The following is a 22422-nucleotide window of genomic DNA, read 5'->3' as shown; positions in this document are numbered from 1 at the left end:
ATCGACGTGCCGACAGCGATCGTGTGCGTCGTATCGCCCAGAACGAGAAGACGGAGGAACCGACAGTGGCCCTTCCCCAGTTGACCCCCGAGCAGCGTGCCGCTGCCCTCGAGAAGGCAGCGATCGCCAGGAAGGCGCGCGCCGAGCTCAAGGAGCGCCTCAAGCGCGGCGGCACCGACCTCAAGCAGGTGCTCGTGGATGCCGAGACGGACGAGATTCTCGGAAAGATGAAGGTCTCCGCGTTGCTCGAGGCCCTGCCGAAGGTGGGCAAGGTCAAGGCCGCGGAGTTGATGACGGAATTGGAGATCGCGCCCACCCGTCGACTGCGCGGTCTCGGCGATCGGCAGCGCAAGGCGCTGTTGACGAAGTTCGATTTCGAGGCCTGACGACGGTGAGTGACACTGCGGCGACTGCGGTCCCGGAAAGCAAGCGCGGCCGGTTGGTGGTGCTGTCCGGCCCCTCCGGCGTCGGCAAGTCCAGTGTCGTTCGGCTCGTGCGCGCGGCGCTTCCCGAGCTGGTCTTCAGCGTCTCGGTCACGACGCGATCGCCGCGGCCGGGCGAGGTGGACGGTCAGGATTACCACTTCGTGTCGGCCGGCGAGTTCGATCGGATGATCGCCGACGACGAGCTGCTCGAGTGGGCGAGTATCCACGGTGGTCTGCAGCGGTCGGGGACTCCGGCCGCACCCGTGGAGGCCGCGCTCGAGGCGGGCAGCCCGGTGCTGCTCGAGCTCGATCTGGCCGGTGCTCGTGCCGTGCGGGTGTCCAAGCCCGAGGCTCTGCTGGTGTTCATGGCGCCACCGACGTGGGACGACCTGGTCTCTCGTCTGGTCGGTCGCGCGACCGAGGAGAGCGCGGCCACCGAGCGGAGGTTGGAGACCGCACGGGTGGAATTGGCCGCACAGGAGGAGTTCGACACGGTGGTTGTCAATACCGATGTCGACCATTCGTGCGAACAGTTGGTATCCTTGTTGGTCGGTAGGTCGTCGGTCGGCAACAGCTGACCAGTTTCACGGCGCACGAGGCCCCGACCAGCTAGTTCGTAGCACCAACGATGCAATTTCAGGAGATCATCAGTGAGCAGCATTTCAGCGGCCGTTTCCGACTTCGACGGACGCAGCGCTCTGCCGGCATACGACACGCCGCTCGGCATCACCAATCCACCCATCGACGAGCTGCTCGCCCGCACCTCGTCCAAGTACGCCCTCGTGATCTACGCAGCCAAGCGTGCGCGTCAGATCAACGACTACTACAACCAGCTCGGTGACGGCATCCTCGAGTACGTGGGGCCGCTCGTCGAGCCGGGTCTGCAGGAGAAGCCGCTGTCGATCGCTCTCCGCGAGATCCACGCGGACCTGCTCGAGCACACCGAAGGCGAATAAGAACCTCACAGAGGACATCTGACTTGCACGTTGTCGTCGGAGTCGGCGGAGGTATCGCCGCCTACAAGAGTTGTTCGCTCATCCGCAGTTTCACCGAGAGTGGGCATCAGGTACGGGTGATTCCGACCGCGTCCGCGCTGGAGTTCGTCGGGCGCGCGACGTTCGAGGCGCTGTCCGGTCAACCGGTGCACACCGGGGTCTTCGCAGATGTGCCGGAAGTCCCGCACGTGCGCCTGGGCCAGGAGGCGGACCTCGTCGTCGTCGCTCCGGCCACCGCGGACCTCATGGCCCGCATCGCCGGGGGACGGGCCGATGACCTTCTGACGGCCACCCTGCTCACCGCGAGGTGTCCGGTGGTCCTGGCTCCCGCGATGCACACCGAGATGTGGGAGCACCCCGCCACGGTCGCCAACGTCGCGACCCTTCGCTCACGCGGTACGCACGTGATCGAACCGGCGTCGGGGCGTCTGACCGGACGCGACACCGGGTCGGGTCGACTACCCGAGCCCGACGAGATCTTCGCGCTCTCGATGCTCGTGACCGAGCGAGCCGATGCGCTTCCTCGGGACCTCGAAGGACGCCACGTTCTGGTGTCTGCCGGCGGCACTCGTGAGCCTCTCGACCCGGTCCGTTTTCTGGGCAATCGAAGCTCCGGCAAGCAGGGATACGCGCTCGCACGTGTGGCTGCGCAACGCGGAGCCCAGGTGACGTTGGTCGCCGGGTACACCAGCGACCTCGACGTTCCGGCCGCGGTCGACGTGGTGCACGTCAAGACGGCATCGGACATGCAGGACGCCGTTCGTAAACTTGCCGTCGGTGTCGATGCAGTGGTGATGGCGGCCGCGGTCGCCGACTTCCGCCCGGAGTCCATCGCGGGCAGCAAGATCAAGAAGGGGTCGAACGAGCCGTCGTCGATCCCGCTGATCCGCAACGACGACATCCTCGCCGGCCTCGTCTCGGCTCGCCGCGACGGTGAGCTCGAATCGTCGACGGTCATCGTCGGATTCGCCGCCGAGACCGGGGACGCGGACGGAGACGTGTTGACGTATGCGCGGGCCAAGCTCGAACGCAAGGGCTGCGACCTGCTCGTGGTCAACGCTGTCGGTGACGGCAAGGCATTCGAGGTAGACCACAACGACGGATGGTTGCTCGGTTCCGACGGTTCCGAGGCTGCGCTCGGAGAGGGTTCCAAAGCACTTCTCGCGAGCCGCGTACTGGATTCGGTGGCGCAGATGCTCGACGCGCGGAGTCCTCGACCGAAGTCCACTCCGTGATGGCGGCGAGGGTGCACGATCGATGTCGCACCGGTTACCGTGCTGAGCACCACGTGTAGTGCCGTAGAGGTTTGCCTGGCTCCGGCAGGGGCGATAACACCGAGGGAACGTCAAATTTTCGTGGAGTGCCCGACCGGCGCGAGGCGTCGGGTCGGGCAGGAACATGCGTCGAGAGGAAGTCCGTGAGCAAGTCCGGTAGTCGGCTTTTCACCAGCGAGTCCGTCACAGAGGGTCATCCCGACAAGATCTGTGACGCCATCAGCGATTCGATTCTCGATGCTCTGTTGACGGAGGATCCGCGGGCTCGGGTGGCCGTGGAGACTCTGGTCACCACCGGCCAGGTGCACGTCGCGGGTGAGGTCAACACCACCGCGTATGCCGACATCCCCAAGATCGTGCGCGAGAAGGTGCTCGAGATCGGGTACGACTCGTCGGCCAAGGGGTTCGACGGAAATTCGTGCGGCGTGAACGTCGCGATCGGCGCGCAGTCTCCCGAGATTGCTCAGGGCGTCGATCATTCGCACGAGGCCCGAGTCGAAGGACTGTCCGACGACGAGATCGACCGTCAGGGCGCTGGTGATCAGGGGTTGATGTTCGGGTACGCCAACACCGACACTCCCGAGCTGATGCCGTTGCCGATCGCGTTGGCGCACCGGCTTTCTCGGCGACTGACCGAGGTCCGCAAGAGTGGCGTGCTGCCGTACCTGCGTCCGGACGGCAAGACGCAGGTGACGATCGAATACGACGGTGACAACGCCGTTCGCCTCGACACCGTGGTGATCTCGACCCAGCATGCAGCCGACATCGATCTCGACAACCTGCTCACTCCCGATATCCGGGAGAAGGTGCTCGGGTCGGTGCTCGCCGAGTTGGACGTGCCGACGCTGGACACGTCCGATGTACGTCTGTTGGTCAATCCCACCGGAAAGTTCGTGCTCGGTGGACCGATGGGTGACGCCGGGTTGACCGGTCGCAAGATCATCGTCGACACCTACGGCGGCATGGCACGGCACGGCGGTGGCGCGTTCTCCGGCAAGGACCCGTCCAAGGTCGACCGCAGCGCCGCGTACGCAATGCGCTGGGTCGCCAAGAACGCTGTCGCGGCTGGGCTCGCTGATCGCATCGAGGTCCAGGTGGCGTACGCCATCGGCAAGGCCGCGCCGGTCGGGTTGTTCGTCGAGACCTTCGGCACCGAGAAGACCGATCCCGCGCGTATTCAGGCGGCGATCAGCGAGGTGTTCGACTTGCGTCCCGGTGCCATCATTCGTGATCTGGATCTGCTGCGACCGATCTACGCGCCCACTGCGGCGTACGGTCACTTCGGCCGCACCGATATCGATCTTCCGTGGGAGTCCACCGATCGCGCAGGCAAGCTCCGCGAGGCTGCCGGACTCTGAGTTCGGCTTCGACCGTTCTGCACGTACCCTGCTCGCACCGGCTCGGTGCTCCGACATCGAGTGTGGGGTGAGAATCGAGGAGGAGGTGCGGTGGCGGGCGTAGCGCGGGTGGCAGCGTCGGATCTTCCGATCGCGCGCATTCTCCCGATGTTGCCGCTGCCGCATCTCGACCGAGAGTTCGATTACCTCGTTTCCGAGGAGATGAGCAGTGATGCTCAGCCCGGGGTGCGAGTTCGGGTTCGGTTCGCAGGCCGACTGGTCGACGGTTTCGTGCTGGCCAGACTGGCCGAGACCGAGCATTCCGGCAAGCTCGGCTGGCTCGATCGGGTGGTGTCGGCGGAGCGAGTTCTGACCCCGGAGGTCGCGGAACTGGCCGAGGCGGTGGCCGATCGGTACGCCGGGACCAGAGCGGACGTGCTGCGTCTGGCGATCCCGGCTCGCCACGCCCGAGTCGAGGCGGAACAGACGCCTGTCGTCGAGCCGCCGGACGAGCCCGCCATCGACCGGGCAGCCTGGTCGGCCTACACCCACGGCTCGAACTTCCTCGACGCGTTGGCATCGGGACGCATACCGCGAGCGGTATGGCAGGCGTTGCCCGGTGAGCGGTGGCCGGTGCGGCTGGCGGAGGCCGCTGCGGTGACCGTCGCCGGCGGTCGATCCGCGGTGGTGGTGGTACCCGATCAGCGAGACCTCGATCGGCTGGAGGCGGCCTGCACGGCTCTGCTCGGTGCCGACCGGGTGGTGGCGTTGTCGGCCGGATTGGGTCCGGCGAAGCGGTATCGGCAATGGTTGCGCGGGCTGCGATCGGGCCCGGTCGTTGTGGCGGGGACCCGCAGCGCAGTGTTCGCTCCGGTGTCCACTCTGGGCATGATTGCCGTCTGGGACGACGGTGACGACAGTTTTGCCGAGCCCCGCTCGCCGTATCCGCACGCCAGAGAAGTGGCGTTGCTCCGAGCGCACGTATCCGGGGCCGCGGTCGTCATCGGCGGACATTCACGAACGGCCGAGGCGGAAGCTCTCGTCGATTCCGGTTGGGCACACGACCTGGTGGCTCCCCGTGAGCTGGTCCGTGAGCGTCAACCCCACGTGGTGGCCTTGGCGGACTCGGACCATGCGCTCGCGCGGGATCCGGCAGCCCGTGTCGCCCGGTTGCCCGCGATCGCGTTCGAGGCGGCGCGCGCCGCACTGAAGGCCGATTCGCCTGTGCTGGTCCAAGTTCCGCGCGGCGGGTACGTGCCGTCACTGGCATGCGCGAAGTGTCGGCATCCGGCTCGGTGTCGCCGGTGCAACGGGCCGTTGGCTCTGCCCTCCGCCCCGGGAAGCGACGGAGCCGGCAGTCCGACGTGCTCGTGGTGTGGAATCGCCGACACCGCGCATCGGTGCACGGTGTGCGGATCACGCAACCTGCGTGCAGTCGTGATCGGCGCGGGTCGCACCGCCGAGGAACTGGGACGGGCATTTCCCGGCGTACCCATCCACAACTCGGGAGGCGCCGCCGTGCTCGACGCCGTCCAACCCGGTGCCGGTCTGGTCGTGTCGACCGTCGGTGCCGAGCCGACGGTCGACGGCGGGTACGGCGCGGCCCTCTTGCTGGACGGCTGGGCTCTGCTCGGCCGGGCGGACCTGCGCGCGGCCGAGGAGACACTGCGTCGGTGGATGACGGCCGCGGCCTTGGTCCGGCCGGGCACGGCAGGTGGCCGCGTGGTCGTCGTCGCCGAGTCCGAGATACCCACGGTGCAGGCGCTGGTTCGCTGGGATCCACTGTGGCACGCCCGAAGTCAGTTGGACGAACGAGTCGAGGTACGGTTCCCGCCCGCCGTGCACGTCGCGGCGATCGACGGAACCACCGATGCGATCACGGCGTTGGTGGAGAGTGCAGATCTGCCCGAGGCAGTGGAAATACTCGGACCGGTCGATCTGCCGGACGGCCAACGGGCACCCGCGGGCGGTGGTGAGGACGTACTTCCCGGTGATGTGCAGCGCCTGTTGATACGCGTACCGCGCAGCACCGGGGCGGCGTTGGCGCGGGCGCTGGCCACCGCTCAGGCGTCGCGCAGTGCCAAGAAGCTCGGCGGTGGAGTGCGGGTTCAGATAGACCCGATTCGAATCGGTTGATACTGCCGTCCGTGCTCGACGTGGCCTAGGGTTGCCTCGGGGCGGCGCACGGGGCGCCGACGAGAGGTGGGTCGGGGATATGAAGAGAAGGCAGCTCTTTCGCCGTGCGACAACAGGTTTGGCAGTGGTGATCGGGGCCCGTCTGGTGGCACCCGCCACCGCCGACGCTCTGCCCGGTACCGGCTCGGCGCAGCCGCCGACACCGGCCGTTCCGTTGGACCGACTGCTCCGGATCGTGTCGCTGTCGCACATCAACGATCCGGCGCTCACCCCGATCTTTCCCGGCGATCCCGAATTCTCGCTCGAGACGGCGTTCACCGTCGCCGACGACGGCTTCTACCTCCAGTACGTCAAGGAGGGCGAGCACACCGGCACGCACTGGGGAGCGCCCGCACACTTCCAGGAAGGTGGGCTGACCGCCGACCAGCTCGATCCGGAGGATCTGTTTCTGCCTGCGGTGAAGATCGACATTCGTGATCGAGCGGCGGCCGACGCCGATTACGCCGTGACGGTAGCCGACCTGCAGAACTGGGAAGCAGTCAACGGAGCCATTCCGCGAGGGGCGGCTGTCATTCTGTGGACCGGATGGGCGTCACGCTGGGGGACCGATGCCTACGCCAACGCGGACGCGGACGGTGTGACGCACCAACCCGGGTTCTCCGCGGAGGCGGCGCAGTGGTTGATCGACACGGGCAGGCTCGCCGACAGAGGTGCCCTCGGTACCGACACCTTCGGACCCGATCTGGGGAACGACGACACCTATCCGGTGTCCGTCAAGCTCTACGACCGGCGTCGGATCAGCCTGGAGAACCTGACCAATCTGGAGTCGATTCCGGCGACGGGTGCCTACGTTCTGGTCGGTGGCCCGATCAACCGGGCCGGATCCGGTTCGCCTGCAACCATTTTCGGTCTGGTGCCCAGAATCGCCTGATCGGAACCGCTCGACACCGCGCGGAGTGTGCCCGCGGTGTCGTAGGCGTAGATGCCGGCCTTGCCTTCGTGTTTGGCCTTGTACATCGCGCGATCGGCGAGCCGCATCAGCTCGTCCTCGTCGACGCCGGAGGTGTGGGAGGTGTCGCAGCCGTGGACGTCGGAGTTGTCCTCGGGTGTGCGGTCGACCTGACCGATCTGCACGACTCCCACGCACACGCCGATCGAGACCGAATGGCCGTCGATCTCGTGTGCTGTCCGCATCGCCTCGGCGATGCGGACAGCCGTCGCGCAACCGGTATCGAGGTCGGCGTGAACCAGGGCGGTGAACTCGTCGCCGCCGAAGCGTGCCACCACGCCGTCGACCACGCATCGATCGAGACGGCGTGCGAGTTCGACCAGCAGCCGATCGCCGCCGCCGTGGCCGAATCTGTCGTTGACGCTCTTGAAGTCGTCGAGATCGATCAGCAGCAGTACGGCGCGGCCCCGGCCCGCTCGGGCGTCGTGCACCGCCGCTCGGAGGTGTTCGTCGAACGACGACCGGTTGAGCAGCCCGGTCAGCCCGTCATGGTGCGCGCGGTACGTCAGCTCGGCCTGTGCCCGAGACAGACTCCGGAGCAGATTGTCGTTCTGCACCAGGGTGATCACCTGGCGAACGAGCGAGAGCAGCACCACGGCCACCCCTAGCACCACGACGGTCGAATCCAGCTCCCCGGTCTGCACCCGCAGTATCGCCAACACGATGCCGATGGCACCCATGAGCGCGTACGGCAACAGCAGCTGCGTTCTCTCACCGGTGACAGTCTCGGTATACGCCCGCGCAGTGGGGTCCGATCCGTGCAGCGACGACGGATCGTCGTCGACGGTCCTCGGGGCGGCGGCCGCGAGAGCGATGAGCGCAATGCCTGCGATGAATCCGCCGTCGGTGAGAACCGGCATGAAATCCGCACCGGTGGCCACGAGGTACGCGTAGATGCTGTCGGATATCGCCATCATCAGGATCCCGGCACCGAGCAGGGTGAGCTGCGTTCGGTACCGCGACGCGATCTTCGGGATCACGACGAGCAGCACGATCATGGCCACGAGAACCAGGTCGGTGATGGGATACATGATCGCCACGAGGAACTCGATGGACTCGGATTCCGACGAGTGCACGACCGCACCGAGCACGGTGGCCCAGGAGAGAACGAAGAGGGACCCGACGACGACGGCCCCGTCGAGCAACGACATCACCCAGACATGGCGTGCACCTGCGGCCGCCCGTCGGGGCGATAGGCCGACGAAGGCGAGCAATGCGGGCACGGCGAAGATCGGGAAGAGAAAGAACCCGACGTCGGCGACCGATGCGGTCGGCAGCGGCATGTCGAGAGCGGATCGATAGAAGGCCCAGACCGCCATGCCTGCACTCCAGCACGCCATTCCGGCGGCCATCAGAACGCGCCATTGCCGTTCGGAGCCCGTCCTTCTCGACGCCGTCCGCCAGCAGACGACCGTCGCAGTGATACCACCTGCGAGTTGTGCGACGTCGTCGATCAGAACCGAAATTCGCTGGCCGAGAACGTTGGAGCCGGCGAGCAGCACGATGGCCAGGACGCAGCCGAGAACGACGGTCACGCGTCGCCTCGTCGATCCGGCCACACGGCCCCCCTCGTTCGTGAGCGAGCGCTTTCGAGCCGGCCGCTGTATTCGGCGCGTCCACGAGAGCTCGTGCCGACCGCGTCATTCTAACGAGCAGGAGCGATCCACGACGCGTTCCTCGGATGCAGAAACGTGGAGGTTGCCTCGGGACCTTGCCAAAGATCTATTGTCGATATATCGTCGACTCGTCAATCGATATGAAGGAGAACGACATGAACCACCCATTCGAAGCATTCGCGAACGAATTCGGACGCCGCGCAGTCGCAGGTCGACAGATGCGAGGCGCGCCATTTCAGATGTGGGTCGCGCAGAGCGACGATCACGACCCGTCGGACGACCACGGTCCGCGAGAGCGAGGTCGTGGAAGGAGAGGCCACGGTGAACGGAGTAGGCACGGCTTCGGCCCCGGCGGTTTCGGGCCGAATGCAGATTTCGGTCGAGGCCGGGGTCGGGGAGGGCGAGGGCGACGCGGGGACGTGCGCGCTGCAATCCTGCTACTGCTCGAGGAACGTCCGATGCACGGATACGAACTGATCCAGCAGATCGCCGAGAAGAGCAACGGCACCTGGAAGCCGAGCCCGGGCTCCATCTACCCGGCCCTGTCGCAACTCGAAGACGAGGGCCTGGTCCTGATCGACAAGGTGGCCGGCCGCAAGACGGCTGCGCTGACCGACGAGGGGCGAACGCACGTCGAGGCTCATCGCGCCGACCTGGGGAGCCCTTGGGACGCCGTGGCAGGGTCCGTCGGTGTCGACGCCCGGGATCTTCGGGCGCTCATCGGCCAGTTGATGGGCGCAGCCGGTCAGGTCGCCGGAGTCGGCACACCGAAACAGGTGGAGCAGGCCGCCGACATCCTCACCGAAGCACGCAGGTCGCTGTACCGGATCCTTGCCGACGACGCGCCGACCGATCGAGATCCCGACGACACGGTCGATGCCCCCGACGCGACGTGATCGGCTGGTGCGGAATCGTCCGCAGCGCTCGCGACTCCCTAGGATGAACACCCGAGATCCTTTCGTCCATCCCAGGGAGTTGCTCGAGTGCGCGTCGTCTTTGCCGGAACACCGGAGCCTGCAGTCCCGTCGCTGCAGCGACTGCTGGAGTCCGAACGCCACGAGGTGATCGCGGTGGTGACCCGGCCCGACGCCGCGGCCGGTCGGGGCCGAAAGACGGCGCGCTCGCCGGTCGGGCAGCTCGCCGACGAGCACGGAATACCTGTGTTCACACCCGCGAAGCCCTCGGATCCGGATTTCGTCTCACAGCTGACCGAACTCGCGCCCGACGTGTGTCCGGTCGTCGCATACGGGGCCCTGCTGCCGCAGCCGGTGCTCGACATCCCTCGCTTCGGCTGGATCAATCTGCACTTTTCGCTGCTGCCCGCGTGGCGAGGCGCCGCGCCGGTACAGGCCGCCATCGCCGCAGGCGACGAGATCACCGGTGCCTCCACCTTCCTGCTCGACGCGGGAATGGACACCGGACCGGTCCTCGGCGTCGTCACCGAGCGGGTGCGGGCAACCGATACGACGGGGGACCTGCTCACCCGTCTGGCGTCGAGCGGAGCAGACCTACTGGCTGCCACCCTCGACGCGATCGAGGACGGGACGGCATCCGCGCATCCGCAGCCCGAGGACGGGATCTCCTACGCGAGCAAGGTGAGCGTCGACGCCGCGCGCATCGACTGGACTCGATCTGCAGCATTCGTCGATCGGCACATCAGATCGGTCACCCCCGCACCGGGCGCATGGACGACGATCGGTGAACTCCGCGTCAAGATCGCCCCGGTTCAGATCTCGGAGGAGACGCTCGCTCCGGGCCGGATCGAGGTTCGCAAGTCCGGCGTGCACGTCGGAACAGGCACGACCGCAGTGGTTCTCGGCGATGTTCAACCGCAGGGCAAGAAGCTCATGAAGGCACTCGACTGGGCGCGCGGCGCTCGGCTGGACGATACGGCGGTAGCGCGATGACAGAACCCGACAGGCCTCGTAAGCGCGAGTCGAGCCCACCGCGCAAGCACGTCAAGAAGTCGCCGGGAGCTCGCGGCCCGAAGGGAAACCGGCCCCCACAGGGAGCAGGACCCCGCGGCGTCGACGCGATCGACCCGGCCCGCCGTGCCGCCCGGGACGTCCTGAAGGCGGTGCGTGAACGGGATGCCTACGCCAACCTGGTGCTCCCCGGCCTGCTGCGAGAGCGCAAACTGGACTCGCGCGACGCGGCACTGGCCACCGAACTCGCCTACGGTGCGTCCCGGGCGCGTGGTGTGCTCGACGCGGTGATCGCCCATGCTGCCGGTCGGCCTGCCGCCGAGATCGACGGGCCGCTGCTCGACATTCTGCGGCTCGGCTCCTACCAACTGCTCCGCACCCGAGTGGCACCGCACGCGGCCGTCGCCACGTCGGTGGAACTGGCTCGGTCCGAATTCGGTACCGGCAAAGCAGGTTTCGTCAATGCGGTGCTGCGCCGCGTGTCCGAGCGCACGGCTGCGCAGTGGGTGGACGAGCTTGCGCCCGAGACGGCGGTCGATCCTGTCGGCCACCTCGCGTTCGAGTACGCCCACCCCAAGTGGATCGCGCAGGCCTTCGCCGATGCACTCGGTGCCGACGCCGGTGAACTCGCCGCGGTGCTCGAGGCCGACGACGCGCGTCCCTCGGTTCACCTGGTGGCCCGACCCGGCGAGATCTCCGCAGAAGAGCTGGCGCTGATCACCGGGGGAGAAGAGGGACCCTATTCGCCGTACGCCGTGCACCTCGACGGCGGAGATCCCGGCAAGATCGACGCCGTCCGGGACGGACTGGCCGGGGTGCAGGACGAAGGCAGTCAACTCGTCGGCCGGGCGCTCACCCTCGCGCCGCTCGTCGGCGAGGACGGTGGCCGGTGGCTGGACCTGTGCGCCGGGCCGGGCGGCAAAGCTGCCCTGATCGGTGCCATCGCCGAAATCGACGGTTCCACGGTCGACGCCGTCGAACCGACGCCGCACCGAGCCGACCTGGTGTCCAAGACGACGAAGGATCTCCCGGTGACGGTGCACACTGTCGACGGTCGAGCGTCCGGACTCGACGGCGGTTACGACCGCGTGCTCGTCGACGCGCCGTGCACCGGGCTCGGTGCCCTGCGCCGCAGGCCGGAGGCCCGGTGGCGTCGTCAACCCTCCGATGTGGCGGCACTGGTGACCTTGCAGAAGGAGCTTCTGGCCGCGGCGATCGAGCTGGTACGCCCGGGCGGAGTGGTGCTGTATTCGACCTGCTCGCCGCACCTGTCCGAAACCACCGCCGTCGTCGCCGACGCGGTCCGCCGCTACGGCGTCGAACAGCTCGATACCCGCGAGCTGGTTCCCGGAGTCCCGCAGCTCGGCGACGGTACGTCGGTGCAGCTGTGGCCCCACCGACACGGCACGGATGCAATGTTCATGGCGGCGTTGCGTAAACCGATGTGACCGGGAAGCCGATGTGATCTGCAGGCCGGCGATCAGTCGCCGGCCAGGAACGCCTCGGCCACGTCTCTCGGGGCGTAGACCAGCCACCCGTCGATGATCAGTTCTCGCAGTTCGTCGTCCTCGGTGTTGTCGATGTCGACCAGAACGGCAGCGAACCCGTCGAAATGCGAGATGGTGAAGCACGCCCGCGGGTGGGCGGCGAGGATGGCTTCCTTTTCGTTGAGATCAGCGGTGCGGACGGCGAGGATCGGCCCGCTGGGCGGGATCTCGCTGCCGAACCGCTTCAGATCGGCCTTGCTGAACGGACGAATCCACGCGAACACGTTCTTGCCCACCGACCACGCCGGATGGCCGTACCGAACACTCTCGGTGACCTCGGGCAACTCGGCGATCACCGCCGTCACGGAAACCATGGTGGTCATGGGCGAACGATACCGCTGGGCTAGGCTCGTCAATCGTGGTTTCCCCGATGATTGCCCCCTCGATCCTGTCCGCAGATTTCGCGCGTCTGGCTGCCGAAGCCGATGCCGTGTCCGGAGCCGACTGGCTGCACGTCGACGTCATGGACGCGCACTTCGTACCCAACCTCACCCTGGGGCTGCCGGTCGTGGAGAGCTTGCTGAAGGCGACGAACATTCCGATCGACTGCCACCTGATGATCGAGGACCCGGCCCGCTGGGCGCCGCCGTACGCCGAGGCGGGTGCGTACAACGTCACCTTCCACGCCGAAGCGACCGACGACCCGTCCGCCGTCGCACGAGACATCCGGGCCGCGGGAGCCAAAGCCGGACTGTCCGTCAAGCCGGGAACACCCATCGAGCCGTACCTCGAGATCCTGCGCAACTTCGACACGTTGCTGGTGATGAGTGTGGAGCCGGGATTCGGCGGACAGTCGTTCATGCCGGAGGTACTCGCGAAAGCGAAAGCCGTTCGAGCACTTGTCGATTCCGGTGATCTCCGACTGACAGTGGAAATCGACGGTGGCATCAACTCCGACACGATCGAGCAGGCCGCAGAGGCGGGAATCGACTGCTTCGTCGCCGGATCGGCCGTCTACAACACCGCCGACCCCGCAGCCGCTGTGCGCGACCTACGCGACCGAGCCGCCCGCGCATCACACCACCTGTCGTAATGAACGGCCAGGGCGCAGCACTGTCCGTCGCGGACGCCATGGCCCTCGCCGTCGAGGCATCCGAGTCCGCCCGCGGCATCAGCAGTCCCAACCCTGCTGTCGGCGCTGTGATCCTCGATGCCGCTGGCGTCGTTGTCGGCATCGGCTCGACGCGTCCGCCCGGCGGTCCACACGCCGAGATCGTCGCGCTGGCCGAGGCCGGGGACCGCGCTCGCGGCGGCACCGCGGTGGTGACCCTCGAACCCTGCAACCACACCGGCCGCACCGGACCGTGCTCACAGGCCCTGATCGCCGCGGGCATCGCCGCGGTCGTGCATGCCGTCGCCGATCCGAATCCGCTCGCATCGGGCGGCGGGGCAGCCCTTCGTGCGGCGGGCATTCGCGTCGCACAGGGGATCGGGGAGATCGCGGTGCGGCAGGGGCCACTGCGCTCCTGGTTGCACAAGCAGCGCACCGGTCGGCCGCACGTGACGTGGAAATATGCCGCCACCCTCGACGGACGCAGCGCTGCGGCGGACGGCACGAGCCAGTGGATCACCGGACCGCAGGCCCGGGCGCACGTCCACGCCGAGCGAGCCAAGCTCGACGCCATCGTCGTCGGAACCGGTACCGTGCTGGCCGACGACCCGCGACTGACCGCGCGATGTCCCGACGGAACCCTTGCGCCTCACCAACCCGTGCGCGTCGTCGTCGGATCGCGGCAGATTCCGGCGACTGCGGCAATACGTGGGTCCGACGCACCCACGGTGTTCCTCGACACACACGACCCCGCGGCCGTGATCGACGCCCTGAGCGAGCACACCGACATCCAGATCGAGGGCGGTCCGACGTTGGCCGGCGCATTCCTCGCTGCGGGACTGGTGGACCGCGTCGTGGCGTACGTCGCACCGGCGGTGTTGGGCAGCGGCCCCGCAGCGGTGGAGAATGCGGGCATCGGAACAATTGCCGACGCAATTCGGTTCCGCACGGAGACAGTCACCATGATCGGCAACGACATTCTGATCGGCGTCGTGCCCGAAGGAGCGAAGTAGATGTTCACCGGAATTGTCGAAGAGCTCGGCGAGATCGTCGCCAAGGACGAACTGCCCGACGCCGCGCGGTTCACCGTTCGGGGCCCCGTGGTGACCTCCGATGCTGGCCACGGCGACTCCATCGCGGTGAACGGCGTCTGCCTGACCGTCGTCGAGGTGCTGCCCGACGGCGGATTCACCGCCGACGTCATGCAGGAAACGCTGAACCGCTCCAGCCTCGGTGCCCTCGACGTGGGCAGCCGCGTCAACCTCGAGCGGGCCGCCGCGCTCGGTAGCCGCCTCGGCGGGCACCTCGTACAGGGCCATGTGGACGGCACCGGAACGATCATCGGCCGATCCCCGTCCGAGAACTGGACCGTCGTGCGTATCGCACTGCCCACCTCGGTCGCGCGCTACGTCGTGGAGAAGGGCTCGATCACCGTCGACGGCGTCTCGCTCACCGTCTCCGGACTCGGCGTCGACGACGGAGCGCACTGGTTCGAGATCTCTCTGATCCCCACTACCCTCGACCTGACCACTCTCGGCACGGCCGAGGTCGGATCGCCGGTCAACCTCGAAGTCGACGTCATCGCCAAGTACGTGGAGCGGCTGCAGACGATCCACGCACAGTAAGTACTGTTGACGTGCACGCAATCGATGGTGCACAGGAGAATTTCCAGGGCGCTGAGCCAGGCCCGAGACGTATGGAGCACACCGTGGTGACCAGGTTCGACAGTATCGAGCGCGCAGTTGCGGACATCGCTGCGGGCAAAGCAGTGGTGGTCGTCGACGACGAGGACCGCGAGAACGAAGGCGACCTCATCTTCGCCGCCGAGAAGGCCACCCCGGAACTGGTCGCCTTCATGGTCCGCTACACCTCCGGCTATCTCTGCGTTCCACTCTCCGGTGAGGACTGCGACCGGCTCGGCCTGCCGCCGATGTTCGCCACCAATCAGGACAAGCACGGAACCGCGTACACCGTCACCGTCGACGCCCGCGAAGGCATCGGCACCGGAATCTCGGCCTCCGACCGGGCGGCCACGATGCGACTGCTCGCCGACCCAGACACCGGAGCCAACGACTTCACCCGTCCGGGCCACGTCGTACCGCTGCGCGCCAAGGACGGCGGAGTGCTGCGTCGCCCCGGCCACACCGAAGCCGCCGTCGACCTCGCCCGTATGGCAGACCTGCGGCCCGCAGGCGTCATCTGCGAAATCGTCAGCCAGAAAGACGAAGGCGCGATGGCCCAGACCGACGAACTGCGCGTCTTCGCCGACGAACACGACCTCGCCCTCATCTCCATCGCCGACCTCATCGCCTGGCGTCGCAAGCACGAGAAGCACGTCGTTCGCGTCGCCGACGCCCGAATCCCCACCGGCCACGGCACATTCCGCGCCGTCGGCTACCAGAGCATCTACGACGAGGTCGAACACGTCGCGCTCGTCCGCGGCGACATCGCGGGCCCCGACGGAGACGGCAACGACGTGCTCGTTCGAGTGCACTCCGAATGCCTCACCGGCGACGTGTTCGGATCACTGCGCTGCGACTGCGGACCACAGTTGGACGCGGCCCTGGAAATGGTGGCCGCCGAGGAACGCGGCATCGTGCTGTACATGCGCGGACACGAAGGACGAGGGATCGGTCTGCTGCACAAGCTCCAGGCCTACCAACTCCAGGACGCAGGCTCGGACACCGTCGACGCCAACCTGCAGCTCGGCCTCCCCGCCGACTCCCGCGACTACGGAATCGGCGCACAGATCCTCGTCGACCTCGGCGTCTCCTCGATGCGGCTGCTGACCAACAACCCCGCCAAGCGAGTGGGACTCGACGGCTACGGCCTGCACGTCACCGAACGAGTACCGATGCCGTTGCGCGCCAACGCCGAAAACCTCACCTACCTGCGCACCAAACGCGACCGCATGGGCCACGACCTCACCGGGTTGGATGACTTCGAAAAAGGTCATTCCGCAGGCTCCACTCCTGCCGAAAACGGGGCCACCTCATGAGCGGCGAAGGCGAACCCACCCTGCAGCTCGCGGGCGCGAGTGATCTCAAGCTGGCGATCGTCGCCGGTCAGTGGCACGAGAAGATCTCCCAGGCGCTCCTCGACGGTGCACTACGCAAAGCCGAGTCGGCGGGGATTCAGGACGTCACGGTCATCCGGGTGGCCGGGGCCATCGAACTGCCGGTCGTCGCGCAGGCGCTGGCCCGCAACCACGATGCCGTCGTCGCTCTCGGCGTCGTCATCCGCGGGGGCACACCGCACTTCGAGTACGTGTGCGACGCCGTGACGGCAGGCCTGACGCGAGTTTCACTCGACGAGGGCACTCCGGTCACCAATGGTGTGCTCACCACCAACGACGAGCAGCAGGCGCTCGATCGCGCCGGACTTCCTGGTTCGTTCGAGGACAAGGGTGCGCAGGCCACCGCGGCCGCAATCGACACGGCGCTGACTCTCAAGCACCTGCGCCAACCCTGGACGAATCAGGAGTTCACGTGACCGGCACCGCACCGTCCGCCGAGTGGGACATGGTGGTGAAGTCGCGCAAGTCGGCTCGCTACGCCATCGCGACGGCGGTACTGCTCGTGGTGGCGCACTCCACCGTCGCCGTCCTGCTGCGAGTGTCGCCGACCGGGGTGTACTTCAGAACCGCCGACCAACTTGCGATGGCGGGCATCGGACTTCTGCTCGGAGGCCTCGCGCTCGTGCTGACGCGCCCGCGCATTCGCGTCGGGCCGGCCGGTGTCGCGGTACGGAACCTGTTGTCGGAGCGTCTGATCGAGTGGGATCTGGTGCAGGGGCTGTCTTTCCCGGACGGAGCGATGTGGGCCAGGGTCGACATCCCCGACGACGAGTTCATCAACGTGATGGCCATCCAGTCCAACGATCGTGACCATGCGGTCGCGGCGGTACGACAGTTCCGCACCCTCGAACGCAAATACGCACCCGCCGCCTCCGTTCCGGACGTCGCGGTCGATCAGGACTGACGTCGTACCTCCGCACCACAGCTGAGCTGCGGATGCGGAGAACGTCGGACCCGACGGCTAACGTGGATGTCGTGTCCGACCCCGCTACCTACCGCCCGGCCACCGGAACCATCCCGGTGGAGCCGGGGGTGTACAAATTTCGCGATCCGCACGGTCGCGTCGTCTACGTAGGAAAGGCCAAAAGCCTCCGCAGTCGGCTCAATTCCTACTTCGCCGACGTCGCCTCGCTGCATCCACGTACTCGCCAGATGGTCACCACCGCAGCGTCGGTGGAGTGGACCGTGGTGACCACCGAAGTCGAGGCCCTGCAGCTCGAGTACAACTGGATCAAGGAATTCGATCCACGGTTCAACGTCCGCTACCGCGACGACAAGAGCTATCCGATGCTCGCGGTGACTATGAACGAGGAATACCCGCGGTTGTTCGTCTACCGCGGACCCAGGCGCAAGGGCGTGCGCTACTTCGGCCCGTACGCGCACGCGTGGGCCATTCGCGAGACGCTGGACCTACTGCTGCGAGTGTTTCCCGCGCGCACGTGCTCGACCGGAGTGTTCAAGCGCCACAATCAGATCGGCAGGCCCTGCCTGCTGGGCTACATCGACAAGTGCTCGGCACCGTGCGTCGGCCGGGTCAGCGCGGACGAGCATCGCGCCACCGTCGAGGACTTCTGTGACTTCTTGGCCGGAAAGACGGACAAGCTCGTTCGTCAGCTCGAGAAGAAGATGCAGGCTGCATCCGAGGACCTGGATTTCGAGACCGCCGCACGTCTGCGAGACGACGTCGGTGCGCTGCGTCGGGCATTGGAGAAGCAGGCGGTGGTGCTCGGCGACGGCACCGACGCCGATCTCGTCGCCTTCGCCACCGATGCCCTCGAAGCTGCCGTCCAGGTCTTCCACGTCCGAGGCGGCCGCGTGCGCGGGCAACGCGGCTGGGTGGTGGAAAAGGCGGGAGAGGTGATCGAACGCCAGGACGAGGCCGATCTGCCCGCCCTGGTGGAGCAGTTTCTGACGCAGTTCTACGGCGAGCAGGCTGCCCTGTCCGCCCAGGCACCGGGCGGCGACGACGGTGGTTCCAATGCCGTTCCGAGGGAAGTTCTGGTTCCGGTCCTGCCGGACAATGCCGACGAGGTACAGGTCTGGCTCAGTGAACTCCGGGGCTCGAACGTGACCCTGCGGGTTCCCCAACGCGGCGACAAGAAGGCATTGGCCGAGACCGTCGAACGCAACGCCAAGGAGGCCCTGCAGCAGCACAAGCTCAAGCGCGCGGGCGACTTCACATCGAGATCGGCTGCGCTGCAGGGCATTCAGGAGGCACTCGATCTGGATTCCGCACCACTACGCATCGAGTGCATCGACATCTCCCACGTGCAGGGAACCGATGTGGTGGCCTCGCTCGTCGTCTTCGAGGACGGATTGCCCCGCAAGAGCGACTACCGCCACTACGCGATCAAGGAAGCGGCAGGCGACGGACACTCGGACGACGTGGCGAGCATCGCCGAGGTGACCCGTCGCCGATTCCTACGACACTCCGCGGACGGTTCGGCCGAGGGGACCGGGGGCGATCTGGCCCCGGAAGCCGCGTTGGATCCGCAGACCGGCAGACCGCGCAAATTCGCGTATCCACCCAACCTGTTCGTCGTCGACGGTGGTGCCCCTCAGGTGGCCGCTGCCGCGGCGGTACTGGACGAGCTCGGCGTGACCGATGTTGCCGTGGTCGGTCTGGCCAAGCGGCTCGAGGAGGTATGGGTCCCGGGGGAGGAGGATCCGGTCATCCTGCCGCGTACGAGCGAGTCGCTCTACCTGCTGCAACGGGTCCGCGACGAGGCGCACCGATTCGCGATCACGTTCCATCGCAGCAAGCGGTCGCGGCGGATGACGGCGTCGGCTCTCGATTCGGTCCGCGGACTCGGCGAGTCGCGTCGGACGGCACTGGTGGCGCACTTCGGTTCGGTTGCCAACCTCAAGCGTGCGACGGTCGCGGAAATCGTCGAGGTTCCGGGAATCGGCGAGACCACGGCCAAGTCGGTGCTGGCCGCGCTGGGTTCCGACACGGACGACGCCGATGTAGGCGATGATGGCACCGCAACTGCAACGATATCGGGCGAGAACACGGCGGAACATGCGATCGCACCGCGTGTGGAATCGGCGGGACAGGCTTCGTAGTGAGCGAACACCAGACACAGAGACATCCACCGTCCGAAGAGCACCTCGAACAGCCCTCCGCGGGGGAGTCGCGGCACGACGAGATCGAAGTGGCGTTGGTCACCGGCGTTTCCGGTGCCGGACTGCGTACCGCGGCCAAGATTCTCGAGGACCTCGGCTGGTACGTCGCCGACAACCTACCGCCGGAGCTCATCTCCAAGATGGTCGATCTCGGACTCGAGTCCAAGCCCAGAATCGAACGACTGGCACTGGTCATGGACGTTCGAAGTCGCCTGTTCACCGGCGATCTGGGCTGGGTCGTGAAAGAACTCGACTCCAAGGGCGTGCGCAACAGAGTGCTCTTCCTCGACGCGTCCGACGCCGTGCTGATCCGTCGATTCGAGTCCAACCGGCGCAGCCATCCGCTGCAGAACGACGGTCAGGACGGAACGCTGACCGAGGGCATCACCGCCGAACGGTTGCGACTCGCCCAGGTCAAGGCAGCGGCGGATCTCACGGTGGACACCACATCCCTGTCGGTGCATCAGCTGCGGCGCAAGATCGAGACGGTGTTCGGGGACGCCGACACCACCGGCGTCGGCGTCACCGTGCAGTCGTTCGGCTTCAAGTACGGCCTGCCGATGGACGCCGACCTGGTCTGCGACGTGCGCTTTCTGCCCAATCCGCATTGGGTGCCCGAGCTGCGTGAACACACCGGACAGGACGCGGACGTGCGCGATTACGTGCTGGGTCAGGACGGGGCACGCGACTACCTGCAGACATATACGCATCTGCTGAATCTGACGATCGAGGGATACGTGCGGGAAGGCAAGAGATACATGACGGTGGCGGTGGGCTGCACCGGAGGAAAGCATCGAAGTGTCGCGATGACCGAGGCACTGGCCGCAATTCTCGCCGATCAGGGTGATGTGTCGGTGCGCGTGCTGCATCGGGATCTGGGTCGCGAATGAGCGAGGTCGACACCGAAGTACCGGCATCGGGCCCCAAGATCGTCGCTCTCGGAGGCGGTCACGGCCTGTACGCCACGCTGTCGGCGGCCCGGTTGCTCGGTCACGACGTCACCGCCATCGTCACGGTCGCCGACGACGGAGGATCCTCGGGGCGTCTGCGAGCCGAGCTCGGCGTCATTCCGCCCGGGGACCTGCGCATGGCACTGGCCGCGCTGGCACGCTCGGACGAGCGAACACAGCTCTGGACCGACGTGCTGCAGCACCGCTTCGGTGGCACGGGCGCTCTGGCCGGTCATTCGGTGGGCAACCTCATCCTCGCCGGCCTCACCGAGGTACTGGGCGACCCGATCGCCGCACTGGACGAGATGGTGCGGATGCTCGGAATCGACGGACGAGTGCTTCCGATGTCGCCGATCGCACTCGACATCGAGGCCGACGTCTCCGGTCTCGAGGATGACCCACGCGTGAGCCGCGTCATTCGCGGACAGGTCGCGGTGGCGACGACTCCCGGCAAGGTTCGCCGCGTTCGACTGCTGCCACCCGAACCGCCGGCCTCTGCGGATGCACTCGCTGCGATTGAGAAGGCCGACCTCGTGGTGCTCGGACCGGGATCGTGGTTCTCCAGCGTCATCCCGCACGTGCTGGTGCCGGATCAGCTCACCGCGCTGGCTCGCACCAGCGCGCCGAAGGTACTGGTGTTGAACCTGGCCCCAGAACTGGGGGAGACCACCGGATTCTCCGCCGAGCGGCATGTCCACGTACTCTCCCAACACGCACCGGATTTGGGAATCGACTACGTGTTGGTCGATTCCGCCTCGGTCCCGGAAGGCAGCAACCGCGAGCACGTGGCGCGGGCAGCGGCCCGGCTCGGTGCCGAGGTCGTCTACGTCGACGTTGCCGAAAACGGCACCCACGCACATCATTACGGCAAGCTTGCTGCGGCTCTCGGCTCCATCGTGTCGTCCACCGACGGCACCGCACCGACTGCCGCACGCAGAGAGGGGATCACTTCGTGGCCATGACAGCGGAGGTCAAGGACGAGCTGAGCAGGCTCACCGTCAGTCAGGTCAGTTGCCGCAAGGCCGAGGTGTCCGCACTGCTGCGATTCGCCGGCGGACTGCACATCGTGGCGGGCCGAGTGGTGGTCGAGGCGGAGGTGGACCTCGGGTCCATTGCGAGACGGCTGCGTCGGGAGATCTTCGAGCTGTACGGCTACTCCTCCGACGTGCACATGCTCGGAGCAGGCGGGCTTCGCAAGACCTCTCGCTACGTGGTGCGCGTCGCCAAGGACGGCGAGGCGCTGGCACGGCAGACCGGCCTGTTGGATCTGCGCGGTCGCCCGGTTCGCGGCCTGCCCGCGCAGGTCGTCGGCGGCACGGTGGGGGACTCCGAGGCCGCATGGCGTGGCGCGTTCCTGGCGCACGGTTCGCTCACCGAACCGGGTCGATCCTCGGCTCTGGAGATCAGCTGCCCCGGACCGGAAGCTGCGCTCGCGCTCGTCGGAGCCGCTCGACGCCTCGGAGTGGCCGCCAAGGCACGCGAGGTCCGCGGCACCGATCGAGTAGTGGTCCGTGACGGCGAGGCGATCGGGGCACTGCTCACCCGTATGGGGGCACAGGACACCCGGTTGATCTGGGAAGAACGACGCATGCGACGCGAGGTCAGGGCCACCGCGAACCGGCTCGCCAACTTCGACGACGCCAACCTGCGCCGCTCGGCCAGGGCCGCCGTGGCCGCAGCAGCACGCGTCGAGCGGGCCCTGCACATCCTCGGCGAGGACGTACCGGATCATCTGGCCGCCGCGGGCTCGCTCCGAGTCCAGCATCGGCAGGCCTCACTCGAGGAACTCGGCCAGTTGGCCGACCCACCGATGACCAAGGACGCTGTGGCAGGCCGAATCAGGCGCCTGCTGTCCATGGCCGACCGCAAGGCCAAGGAGACCGGAATTCCGGACACCGAGTCCGCGGTCACCGCCGAACTGCTCGACGAGGCGTGACCGGCCCGATCACGTGATG

General features: G+C 67.0%; 22 protein-coding genes. 20 read left to right on the top strand and 2 right to left on the bottom strand.

The window, feature by feature from the left end; genetic code table 11:
• Window positions 1–65: 65 nt before the first annotated feature.
• From mihF to AB0366_RS10920, 7 genes are all read left to right on the top strand, one after another.
• Window positions 66–386, top strand: a complete 321-nt coding sequence (gene mihF, locus AB0366_RS10950) for an integration host factor, actinobacterial type (protein WP_317533104.1) — start codon at window positions 66–68, stop codon at window positions 384–386.
• Window positions 387–391: 5 nt separating this feature from the next.
• Window positions 392–1003: a guanylate kinase gene (gmk, locus tag AB0366_RS10945; protein WP_366243971.1), complete on the top strand. Its 612-nt coding sequence runs from the start codon at window positions 392–394 to the stop codon at window positions 1001–1003.
• A 72-nt stretch (window positions 1004–1075) separates the two neighbouring features.
• The gene (rpoZ, locus tag AB0366_RS10940; RefSeq protein ID WP_032377808.1) at window positions 1076–1381 is read left to right on the top strand and encodes a DNA-directed RNA polymerase subunit omega; all 306 of its coding nucleotides are present in this window, start codon (window positions 1076–1078) and stop codon (window positions 1379–1381) included.
• A 23-nt stretch (window positions 1382–1404) separates the two neighbouring features.
• Window positions 1405–2655 carry a bifunctional phosphopantothenoylcysteine decarboxylase/phosphopantothenate--cysteine ligase CoaBC gene (gene coaBC / locus AB0366_RS10935; protein ID WP_366243969.1) on the top strand — a complete coding sequence of 417 codons (1251 nt, stop codon included), beginning with the start codon at window positions 1405–1407 and terminating at the stop codon, window positions 2653–2655.
• Between the two features lie 182 nt (window positions 2656–2837).
• Complete coding sequence (metK, locus tag AB0366_RS10930; protein ID WP_032397994.1) at window positions 2838–4052, top strand: methionine adenosyltransferase; 1215 nt, start codon at window positions 2838–2840, stop codon at window positions 4050–4052.
• Window positions 4053–4199: 147 nt separating this feature from the next.
• On the top strand, window positions 4200–6167 hold the full coding sequence (locus AB0366_RS10925) for a primosomal protein N' (RefSeq protein WP_366244403.1): 1968 nt from the start codon (window positions 4200–4202) through the stop codon (window positions 6165–6167).
• Between the two features lie 79 nt (window positions 6168–6246).
• Window positions 6247–7098 (top strand): cyclase family protein, encoded by an 852-nt coding sequence (locus AB0366_RS10920; RefSeq protein ID WP_366243968.1) that lies wholly within the window; start codon window positions 6247–6249, stop codon window positions 7096–7098.
• Here the strand turns inward: AB0366_RS10920 and AB0366_RS10915 are convergent.
• Window positions 7014–8711, bottom strand: a complete 1698-nt coding sequence (locus tag AB0366_RS10915; RefSeq protein WP_366243967.1) for a diguanylate cyclase — start codon at window positions 8709–8711, stop codon at window positions 7014–7016. The genes AB0366_RS10920 and AB0366_RS10915 overlap by 85 nt on opposite strands.
• A 299-nt stretch (window positions 8712–9010) precedes the next feature.
• Between AB0366_RS10915 and AB0366_RS10910 the strand changes: the two genes are divergently transcribed.
• The 3 genes from AB0366_RS10910 to AB0366_RS10900 all read left to right on the top strand — a co-directional run bounded on the left by AB0366_RS10910 (window position 9011) and on the right by AB0366_RS10900 (window position 12165).
• Window positions 9011–9688, top strand: coding sequence for a PadR family transcriptional regulator (locus AB0366_RS10910; protein WP_366244402.1), 678 nt, complete (start codon window positions 9011–9013; stop codon window positions 9686–9688).
• A gap of 87 nt (window positions 9689–9775) precedes the next feature.
• Window positions 9776–10699 carry a methionyl-tRNA formyltransferase gene (gene fmt, locus AB0366_RS10905; RefSeq protein WP_366243966.1) on the top strand — a complete coding sequence of 308 codons (924 nt, stop codon included), beginning with the start codon at window positions 9776–9778 and terminating at the stop codon, window positions 10697–10699.
• Complete coding sequence (locus AB0366_RS10900) at window positions 10696–12165, top strand: transcription antitermination factor NusB (RefSeq protein ID WP_366243964.1); 1470 nt, start codon at window positions 10696–10698, stop codon at window positions 12163–12165. The genes fmt and AB0366_RS10900 overlap by 4 nt, the downstream gene beginning before the upstream one ends.
• Window positions 12166–12197: 32 nt before the next feature.
• Here the strand turns inward: AB0366_RS10900 and AB0366_RS10895 are convergent, their stop codons facing one another.
• Entirely contained in the window at window positions 12198–12587 is a 390-nt protein-coding gene (locus AB0366_RS10895; RefSeq protein ID WP_366243963.1) for an MmcQ/YjbR family DNA-binding protein, read from the bottom strand.
• A gap of 35 nt (window positions 12588–12622) precedes the next feature.
• On the opposite strand from AB0366_RS10895, the gene rpe reads away from it, so the two are divergent.
• From rpe to whiA, 10 genes are all read left to right on the top strand, one after another.
• On the top strand, window positions 12623–13297 hold the full coding sequence (gene rpe, locus AB0366_RS10890) for a ribulose-phosphate 3-epimerase (protein ID WP_366243962.1): 675 nt from the start codon (window positions 12623–12625) through the stop codon (window positions 13295–13297).
• A complete protein-coding gene (gene ribD, locus AB0366_RS10885) occupies window positions 13297–14328 on the top strand; it encodes a bifunctional diaminohydroxyphosphoribosylaminopyrimidine deaminase/5-amino-6-(5-phosphoribosylamino)uracil reductase RibD (protein ID WP_366243960.1) in 1032 nt (343 codons plus the stop codon). Before rpe ends, ribD begins: the two co-directional genes overlap by 1 nt.
• Window positions 14329–14940 (top strand): riboflavin synthase, encoded by a 612-nt coding sequence (locus AB0366_RS10880; RefSeq protein WP_366243959.1) that lies wholly within the window; start codon window positions 14329–14331, stop codon window positions 14938–14940.
• Window positions 14941–15026: 86 nt separating this feature from the next.
• Window positions 15027–16313 carry a bifunctional 3,4-dihydroxy-2-butanone-4-phosphate synthase/GTP cyclohydrolase II gene (locus tag AB0366_RS10875; RefSeq protein ID WP_366243958.1) on the top strand — a complete coding sequence of 429 codons (1287 nt, stop codon included), beginning with the start codon at window positions 15027–15029 and terminating at the stop codon, window positions 16311–16313.
• The gene (gene ribH / locus AB0366_RS10870) at window positions 16310–16807 is read left to right on the top strand and encodes a 6,7-dimethyl-8-ribityllumazine synthase (protein WP_121869933.1); all 498 of its coding nucleotides are present in this window, start codon (window positions 16310–16312) and stop codon (window positions 16805–16807) included. Before AB0366_RS10875 ends, ribH begins: the two co-directional genes overlap by 4 nt.
• A gap of 29 nt (window positions 16808–16836) precedes the next feature.
• A complete protein-coding gene (locus AB0366_RS10865) occupies window positions 16837–17295 on the top strand; it encodes a PH domain-containing protein (protein WP_366244401.1) in 459 nt (152 codons plus the stop codon).
• Window positions 17296–17366: 71 nt separating this feature from the next.
• The gene (gene uvrC, locus AB0366_RS10860) at window positions 17367–19457 is read left to right on the top strand and encodes an excinuclease ABC subunit UvrC (protein ID WP_366243957.1); all 2091 of its coding nucleotides are present in this window, start codon (window positions 17367–17369) and stop codon (window positions 19455–19457) included.
• Between the two features lie 83 nt (window positions 19458–19540).
• Window positions 19541–20407 (top strand): RNase adapter RapZ, encoded by an 867-nt coding sequence (rapZ, locus tag AB0366_RS10855; protein WP_314144260.1) that lies wholly within the window; start codon window positions 19541–19543, stop codon window positions 20405–20407.
• The gene (gene yvcK, locus AB0366_RS10850; protein WP_366243955.1) at window positions 20404–21429 is read left to right on the top strand and encodes a uridine diphosphate-N-acetylglucosamine-binding protein YvcK; all 1026 of its coding nucleotides are present in this window, start codon (window positions 20404–20406) and stop codon (window positions 21427–21429) included. Before rapZ ends, yvcK begins: the two co-directional genes overlap by 4 nt.
• On the top strand, window positions 21420–22403 hold the full coding sequence (whiA, locus tag AB0366_RS10845) for a DNA-binding protein WhiA (RefSeq protein ID WP_068050529.1): 984 nt from the start codon (window positions 21420–21422) through the stop codon (window positions 22401–22403). Before yvcK ends, whiA begins: the two co-directional genes overlap by 10 nt.
• Window positions 22404–22422 lie beyond the last annotated feature (19 nt).

It is taken from the genome of Rhodococcus sp. NPDC076796, from assembly GCF_040702765.1.
Taxonomy (GTDB): Bacteria; Actinomycetota; Actinomycetes; order Mycobacteriales; family Mycobacteriaceae; genus Rhodococcoides.
This window is presented reverse-complemented; position numbering and strand designations above follow the sequence as displayed.

Coding starts and splice junctions, on each gene's coding strand:
- yvcK (WP_366243955.1), top strand. CDS start 20,404: ATGAGCGAGGTCGACACCGAAGTACCGGCATCGGGCCCCAAGATCGTC.
- AB0366_RS10920 (WP_366243968.1), top strand. CDS start 6,247: ATGAAGAGAAGGCAGCTCTTTCGCCGTGCGACAACAGGTTTGGCAGTG.
- AB0366_RS10900 (WP_366243964.1), top strand. CDS start 10,696: ATGACAGAACCCGACAGGCCTCGTAAGCGCGAGTCGAGCCCACCGCGC.
- AB0366_RS10895 (WP_366243963.1), bottom strand. CDS start 12,587: ATGACCACCATGGTTTCCGTGACGGCGGTGATCGCCGAGTTGCCCGAG.
- AB0366_RS10925 (WP_366244403.1), top strand. CDS start 4,200: ATGTTGCCGCTGCCGCATCTCGACCGAGAGTTCGATTACCTCGTTTCC.
- AB0366_RS10910 (WP_366244402.1), top strand. CDS start 9,011: ATGCGAGGCGCGCCATTTCAGATGTGGGTCGCGCAGAGCGACGATCAC.
- AB0366_RS10880 (WP_366243959.1), top strand. CDS start 14,329: ATGTTCACCGGAATTGTCGAAGAGCTCGGCGAGATCGTCGCCAAGGAC.
- ribD (WP_366243960.1), top strand. CDS start 13,297: ATGAACGGCCAGGGCGCAGCACTGTCCGTCGCGGACGCCATGGCCCTC.
- ribH (WP_121869933.1), top strand. CDS start 16,310: ATGAGCGGCGAAGGCGAACCCACCCTGCAGCTCGCGGGCGCGAGTGAT.
- AB0366_RS10865 (WP_366244401.1), top strand. CDS start 16,837: ATGGTGGTGAAGTCGCGCAAGTCGGCTCGCTACGCCATCGCGACGGCG.